The sequence below is a fragment of the Williamwhitmania taraxaci genome (genome assembly GCF_900096565.1).
Classification (GTDB): domain Bacteria; phylum Bacteroidota; class Bacteroidia; order Bacteroidales; family Williamwhitmaniaceae; genus Williamwhitmania; species Williamwhitmania taraxaci.
Window position 1 is genome coordinate 20166 of sequence record NZ_FMYP01000059.1, and the last position, 6950, is coordinate 27115.

At 41.7% G+C, this 6950-nt stretch carries 6 protein-coding genes and 1 riboswitch; of the genes, 2 read left to right on the forward strand and 4 right to left on the reverse strand.

The features are described 5' to 3' along the window. Window positions 1–450 precede the first annotated feature (450 nt). Entirely contained in the window at window positions 451–1470 is a 1020-nt protein-coding gene (locus BLS65_RS13555; protein WP_092439910.1) for a homoserine O-acetyltransferase family protein, read from the reverse strand. A 191-nt stretch (window positions 1471–1661) separates the two neighbouring features. Next, window positions 1662–2942: an O-acetylhomoserine aminocarboxypropyltransferase/cysteine synthase family protein gene (locus tag BLS65_RS13560; RefSeq protein WP_092439912.1), complete on the reverse strand. Its 1281-nt coding sequence runs from the start codon at window positions 2940–2942 to the stop codon at window positions 1662–1664. A 407-nt stretch (window positions 2943–3349) separates the two neighbouring features. Next, window positions 3350–3450: riboswitch (SAM riboswitch) on the reverse strand. Window positions 3451–4458: 1008 nt separating this feature from the next. Between BLS65_RS13560 and BLS65_RS13565 the strand changes: the two genes are divergently transcribed. Further along, window positions 4459–5631, forward strand: a complete 1173-nt coding sequence (locus tag BLS65_RS13565) for a PAS domain-containing sensor histidine kinase (protein ID WP_092439914.1) — start codon at window positions 4459–4461, stop codon at window positions 5629–5631. Between the two features lie 282 nt (window positions 5632–5913). Here the strand turns inward: BLS65_RS13565 and BLS65_RS18360 are convergent, their stop codons facing one another. Further along, entirely contained in the window at window positions 5914–6081 is a 168-nt protein-coding gene (locus BLS65_RS18360; protein WP_170830127.1) for a hypothetical protein, read from the reverse strand. Window positions 6082–6294: 213 nt separating this feature from the next. On the opposite strand from BLS65_RS18360, the gene BLS65_RS13575 reads away from it, so the two are divergent. Beyond that, on the forward strand, window positions 6295–6615 hold the full coding sequence (locus BLS65_RS13575; RefSeq protein ID WP_092439918.1) for a hypothetical protein: 321 nt from the start codon (window positions 6295–6297) through the stop codon (window positions 6613–6615). A 72-nt stretch (window positions 6616–6687) separates the two neighbouring features. On the opposite strand, the gene BLS65_RS13580 is transcribed toward BLS65_RS13575, so the two are convergent. Continuing rightward, the coding region (locus BLS65_RS13580) for an ATP-binding protein (protein WP_170830128.1) at window positions 6688–6950 on the reverse strand (263 nt) is incomplete at its 5' end.

Consider the following 6950-nt stretch of genomic DNA (forward strand, 5'->3'; position numbering starts at 1 on the left):
TACTTCTCTAACTTCCGTTTAACTTCTTTTACTTCTCTAACTTCGTTTAACTTCTTCTAACTCCATCTAACTTCTTCTAACTTCGTTTAACTTCTTTTACTTCCTCTAACTTCTCCATTTAACCACAAAGTAATCAAAGGCAACAAATTATATGTGACCCCTCTAAATCTCCCCTAAGAGGGGCGACTTGCGTTCTAATTCCCGCATGATGTTAGCAGGTTCCTTCCCCTCTTAGGGGAAGGTCAGGTTAGGGTCATATTGTTGACATATAGTTTCCATTGTTTTTGTTTTTTTAAATTCGAATCAGACACTTCTCTTAACTTCTTCTAACTTCTTTTACTTCTTCTAACTTCTTCTAACTTCTTTTACTTCTTTTACTTCTTTTACTTCTCTAACTTCGTTTAACTTCTTCTAACTTCTTCTAACTACTCTAACTTCTTCTATCTTCTTCTAACTCCTTCTCCCTACAAATTCCCCAATAACCCTTTCCAGCTGCTGCCACTCCAGCAGAAATCCATCGTGTCCAAAGTTCGAGTGAATCTCGGCATATTGAGCGTTGGGAATATGCTCTGCAATCTCCTTTTGATCGTTGGTAGGGAAGAGGATATCGTTATCAATACCCACCACTAGGGTTTTTGCGGTAATTGTTGCCAACGCTTCGGCCACACTGCCTCTGCCACGTCCCACATTGTGTGAGTCGATGGCCTTTGTAAGCGTAAGGTAGGTGTAGGCATCAAACCGATTCACTAGCTTCTCACCTTGATAGTTCTGGTAAGTAGCGGCTCTATGACCGGTTACCATATCGTTCCTATCGTCATTCTGGCTTAAGTTGTAGGCTATGCTTCCTCGGTAGCTAAGCAATGCAATGCTGCGGGCAGCCTTTAGTCCATCCTTACCACCATCAATATCTTCGCTCACAAACGTCGGATCGGCTTGAAGGGCCAGGCGTTGCGATTGGTTAAAGGCAACAACCCACGGCGAGGCTTTTGCGCTGCAGGCAATCAGAACAATATGTTCGGCAGTGCCGGGGTAGGAGCATTCCCACTCTAGCGTTTGAAAACCACCTATTGAACCACCAACATTAATGTAAATCCGCTCTATTCCTAAGTGCTTGCGTAGCTGCTCGTGGACAAAAACCATGTCGCGAACGGTAATCAGTGGAAAGGATAGACGGTAAGGTTTCCCATTAATAGGGTTGATGCTCATTGGCCCAGTGGAGCCGTAGCATGAGCCCAGTATATTGGCACACACAATGGGGGTAACCTCCGGGTCGAACAGTTTTCCTGTTCCCACCACCTCCGGCCACCACTCTTCTGGGTTCGAGTTGGCGGTAAGTGCATGGCAGATCCACACCACCTTGTCGGCATTTTTTTGAATGTCTCCAATTACATCGTAGGTAATTACCACCTCCGGTATTGTAATTCCGCATTCAAGCGTTACATTTTGTAGCGAAAACTTATGTTGGCTCATAGGAATATGCTTTCTGTTTTGTGCTAACAATTATAGCAGAAGCTGACTCTGTAATCGACGTTTGCTCCAATATTGGCAGATTAATTTTGGAACCGGAGTAGGTTCGTAACCGCCCCAAAGGTTACTTGTTGCGCAACAACCATTGCTGAGGGCGGCCCGAAACCTACATTCCGGCAACCAAAAGTGCTCCGTTATATTAGCTCTAACGCTTGACTGAAATCCGCGATTATATCGTCGATATGCTCTATTCCTAGCGAAACACGGAGTAGGGCGTTACTTACACCCGCAGCGGATTGCTCTGCCTCGCTAAGCTGCTGGTGAGTAGTGATAGACGGCTGAATTATTAGCGTTCGAACATCGCCCACATTGGCAAGGTGCGAAACAAGTTGGAGGTTATCTACAACATGCGAGGCCTTTGCTGCTCCACCTTTGGGAACAAAGGAGAGCACTCCGCCAAAACCATTCGACAGATATTTTTTTGCCTGCTCATGGTAGGCATGGTTCTCTAATCCCGGATAAAATACCGATTCCACCTTGGGGTGATTGCTGAGCCACCGTGCCAGCGCGAGCGCATTTTGCGTGATTCGCTCCACGCGTAGCGAGAGGGTTTCAACGCCTTGCAGCAGCAGAAAGGCGTTGAAGGGGCTTAGGCAAGGACCCAAATCGCGTAATCCTTCCACCCTTGCTTTCACAATGAAAGCGAGGTTCCCAAACTTTTCGGTGAAGCATAGATCGTGGTAAGCCGGGCTTGGATTCGAAACTAAAGGGAATTTACCGCTAGCCCAATCGAAATTACCTGAATCGACAATGATTCCGCCTATGCTGTTGGCGTGACCGCCAATCCACTTGGTGGCCGACTCTACCACAATAGTTGCCCCGTGCTCAATGGGCTTGCATAGATACCCGCCCGCCCCAAAAGTGTTATCGACAATGAGCGGAAGACCACTCTTTTTGCATAGGGATGCAATCCGCTCGAAGTCGGGAATAGAGAAACCCGGATTGCCAATGGTTTCAACGTAAATAGCCTTGGTGTTTTCATTTATCAGCGGTTCCAAATCGGTTACCTTATCGCTTTTTGCAAATCGCGCTTCAATACCAAATCTTGCCAGCGAGTCCTTGAGTAGGGTATAGGTTCCACCATAAAGATGGGGGGAAGCCACAATGTTATCGCCAAGGGTGGCAAGGGTAGTGAGCGCCAATAGCTGGGCCGATTGTCCCGAGGCCACGGCTAACGCTGCCACGCCACCTTCAAGCAGCGCCAGCCGTTTCTCGAGGATATCTACCGTGGGGTTGCCAATACGGGAGTATATAAAACCCTCCTTTTCCAGTGCAAATAGCCCCTTTGCATGCGCGGTATCCTGAAAGGCGTAGGCCGCCGTTTGGTATATAGGAGCAGCAATGGCTCCGGTTGTTGGATCGGGCACTTGACCTCCGTGCACTTGCTGTGTTTCGAACTTATATGGTGTCGACATGATTTTTATTTTTTAGTGTTTAAAAGAAAATAGAAAGAGTTGTGCTCGTTTCTGTTGTTTGGGTAATCGTATCTTTTGCCCTGCATGGGCATAAATCCTTTACGGCGCGGTAGCACTACCGAGGGTAGGCTTACAAAGATGGTTTGCATGGTGGAATCTCCGATAAGTTATTCGAAATGTTGGGCTATGGCGGTAAGCGCATAGCAAGGCCAATGCAGTCCTAAGTGGACGCAGCGGAATGTTTCAGACTCGAAAGAAATGAAAGTTACCGCATTCGGAGAGAGCGGCGCATTCGCATACTCTTGGGTTGGAGTTGCGACGGAGTAGAAATAGCAAAGCAGCCACGACTTTTGTCGTTGCTTGCACTGATTAAAAGTTGAACCTGTAAACTCATTTTTTCTGGTCTTGAGTTATTATTCCCTTTTTCGGGCAGGTATTAGCACCTTTCTCACCTGAGGGGTTGCTAGAGTTTCATAGAGCCTGATCTCTCCACTCTTCTTTATAATTCGAACCTTTCTAACAGAACGGTTAGTGTTGCGCAGGGGCAAATATAGATATTATTTTGAAACGACAAGAAAATTTGAAATTATTCTGAAGTCAAAGAATTAAAAGAATTAAAAGAAGTCAGAGAAGTCAAAGAATTAAAAGGAGTCAGAGAAGTTAAAGGAGTAAAAGAAGTTAGAGAAGTGCGTCGAACAACTTTTTCTTTGTGATCCTTTGTTTATTGCCTTTGAGGTTTTTGTGGTTAAATTTTAGGAGTCAAAGAATTAAAAGGAGTCAGAGAAGTTAAACGAAGTTAGAGGAAGTAAAAGAAGTAAAAGGAGTTAAACGAAGGAAAAGAAGTTAGAGAAGTTAGAGAAGTGTCTGATTCGAATTTAAAAAAACAAAAACAATGGAAACTATATGTCAACAATATGACCCTAACCTGACCTTCCCCTAAGAGGGGAAGGAACCTGCTAACATCATGCGGGAATTATAACGCAAGTCGCCCCTCTTAGGGGAGATTTAGAGGGGTCACATATAATTTGTTGCCTTTGAGGTCTTTGTGGTTAAATTTTAGAAGTCAAAGAATTAAAAGGAGTCAGAGAATAGGAGGGAGTTATACAGAGTTAAAGGAGTGCGTAAAACAGATTTCATGCTGAGTTCTCAAGTAAACCTCAAGGCCGCAATTAACCTTACAACTTTGTTTGACGCAATTAGGCCTAAAATATTAATAGCCCCGGGTAAACCAGCTCTCAGGCTGGTTCCCCGGGGTTACCGTAGCAACCCAGCTGGCAGCGCGCATGCCCATTCACCAGCGCTCCATCACTTCCCGCGCTGCCATCACTGCACCCTCATTTGAGCACAAGGCATACCCCCTGCAACCCTTCCCACAGCGCATTTTTTTGCATCTAACCAAATATTATTCAACCACCCCGCACTACATGCCCACATTCTTTATACCTTAGTGAAGAAATAAAATGCAGCTAAAGGTGGGTTTGTAAACGAGTTATAGGCAATTTTAAATTAAGTGACTATGAATACAGAAACTGATATTCACAAACTCAAAGAGAAAATAAAAGAATTGGAAAATGAAAATTCAATTCTTAAGCAGAATCAAATTGAAGTAAATCAAGCCAAGGAACTGTATCTGAAAATTTTTGAAGAGTTCCCCGCATTAATATGGCGTTCTCGATTAGATAAGTTATGTGATTATTTTAATAAAACATGGCTCGAGTTTACTGGAAGAACAATGGAACAAGAATTTGGGAACGGATGGGCAGAAGGTGTACACCCCGATGATTTCAATTTATGCGTACAGACTTATGTTGCAGCGTTTGATAAACGAGAAGCATTTTTAATGCATTATCGTATGAAAAACAAATTCGGAGAATACCGTTGGATAAGAGATTATGGGAGGCCATTTTATGATTTAGACAATACTTTCTTAGGTTATATTGGTTCGTGCTATGATGTGACCGATAATATAAATAATGAATTAAAGCTCACCGAATTAAATGCGACCAAGGATAAGTTGTTTTCAATAATTGCGCACGATTTAAGAAGTCCATTTTCTGGTATTTTGGGATATGCTGAACTTTTACATGAAAATATTGACTCGAATAATATAGTAAAAACCAAGCATTTTGTTGAGCAAATCAATATAGCAGTTAAAAATACCTTAACCTTACTTGGAAACCTCTTAGATTGGGCAAAATCACAAACCGGACAAATTACTTTTAATCCCGAATATGTAAACTTATCATCTATTATTCAAGATATTATAGAATTGTCGGATTCAACTGCTAAGATTAAGAAAATATCTTTAAGTTATCCACAAGCCAAAGAAGTTCAGGTCTACGCAGACAAAAATATGTTACATACAGTTTTACGAAATTTAATTTCCAATGCTCTTAAGTTCACTAATTCAAATGGGAAGATAGATATTTATACTCTGCAAGATCAAAATAACATTGTAATTACAGTTTCTGATACTGGTATTGGAATGAATGAAGAATCTCGAAATAAACTTTTTAGAAACGATACAAGTTTAACAACTAAAGGAACAGCCGGAGAAAATGGTTCAGGGTTAGGATTAATTCTTTGCAAAGAATTTGTCGAAAAACACGGCGGTAAAATTTGGGTAGATAGTCAAGAAGGAAAAGGAACAGATATTAAGTTTATAATACCGTTATTCAAAACTGAATAATCTTCGAATAATAATTTCCAGACAGAATAGAGCATTAACTAAAACCGCTTATAACAAATAGGCCTTTAAGCAGCACGAAGTGCCCAGCGAATAACCCCGAAGGGCTCATTACTTGCCTCTGCTGCAAACATCCTCTTCACCTTCCTTTAAAAGAGAGGTGTTTTCTCACAAATATTTTGTGCATGAACCGTTAACTTTTCATGCGGAGTTCCAAAGTAAACCTCAAGGCCGCAATTAACCTTACAACTTTGGTAGACGCAATTAGGCCGTAGGCCTAAAATATTAATAGCCCCGGGTAAACCAGCTCTCAGGCTGGTTCCCCGGGGTTACCGTAGCAATCCAGCTGGCAGCGCGCATGCCCATTCCACAGCGCTCCATCACTTCCCGCGCTGCCATCACTGCACCCTCATTTGAGCACAATGCATACCCCTGCAACTCGCCTCGCAGCATATTTTTTTGCATATATCCAAATATTATTCAACCACCCTGCACCACATTACCACATTATTTATACTTTAGTAAAGAAATAAACCCTCACCAAAAGTTTGGTTTAGCACATCAAAATGGTACGCTAAACCAAATAAAACTTGGGTAATAAACGAGTTGTGCGTCATTTTGGAATAAACCATCGGGATAGATTAACCTAATTCAAAATCTGAAAATATGATAATATGTTCTTGTTTGGAAGCCTCTACGATTTTCTATAATATTGTAGTTGCTATATCTATCCTTGCTGGAGCAGGATGGACTTTGTTCATATTTACTAAACGTCACGAGGAGGTTGGGATTGATTTAAAAATTGATCGAATTGATCTTATTTCTTTTGATAATGGAAAAGAAAAATATCTAGATATCAATGTGACTATTAGGAATATTGGTAAGCGAGATGTTAATCTGGAACTCATTAATGCAAATGTAAAAGTTAGCAAAGCAGAAAAAGATGGCCAATTAGTTGACATTATAGATCATAAGACAGGTGTTTGATATTTCGGTGATATTGTGCCACTTGTTTCGGTGATATTGTGCCACAAAAAAAGGATGATTTCGTGACCAAATTTATGAATTAATTTGAGTTTTTTTCATCTTGTTTTTTCTCATTGACTCTACTGTTAATTCAATGCGATGTGAAGAGTGAACCATGCGGTCTAGAATTGCATCGGCAATGGTTCCTTCGCCAATTGTTTCATGCCAGTTTTTTACTGGTATCTGTGCGGCAATGATAATAGAAGTCTTGTCATATTTCTGTTCAACGATATCCATTAGGGCATTTCTTGCAGGATCGTCAAAGGCTGTTAACCCAAAATCATCCAGTATCAACA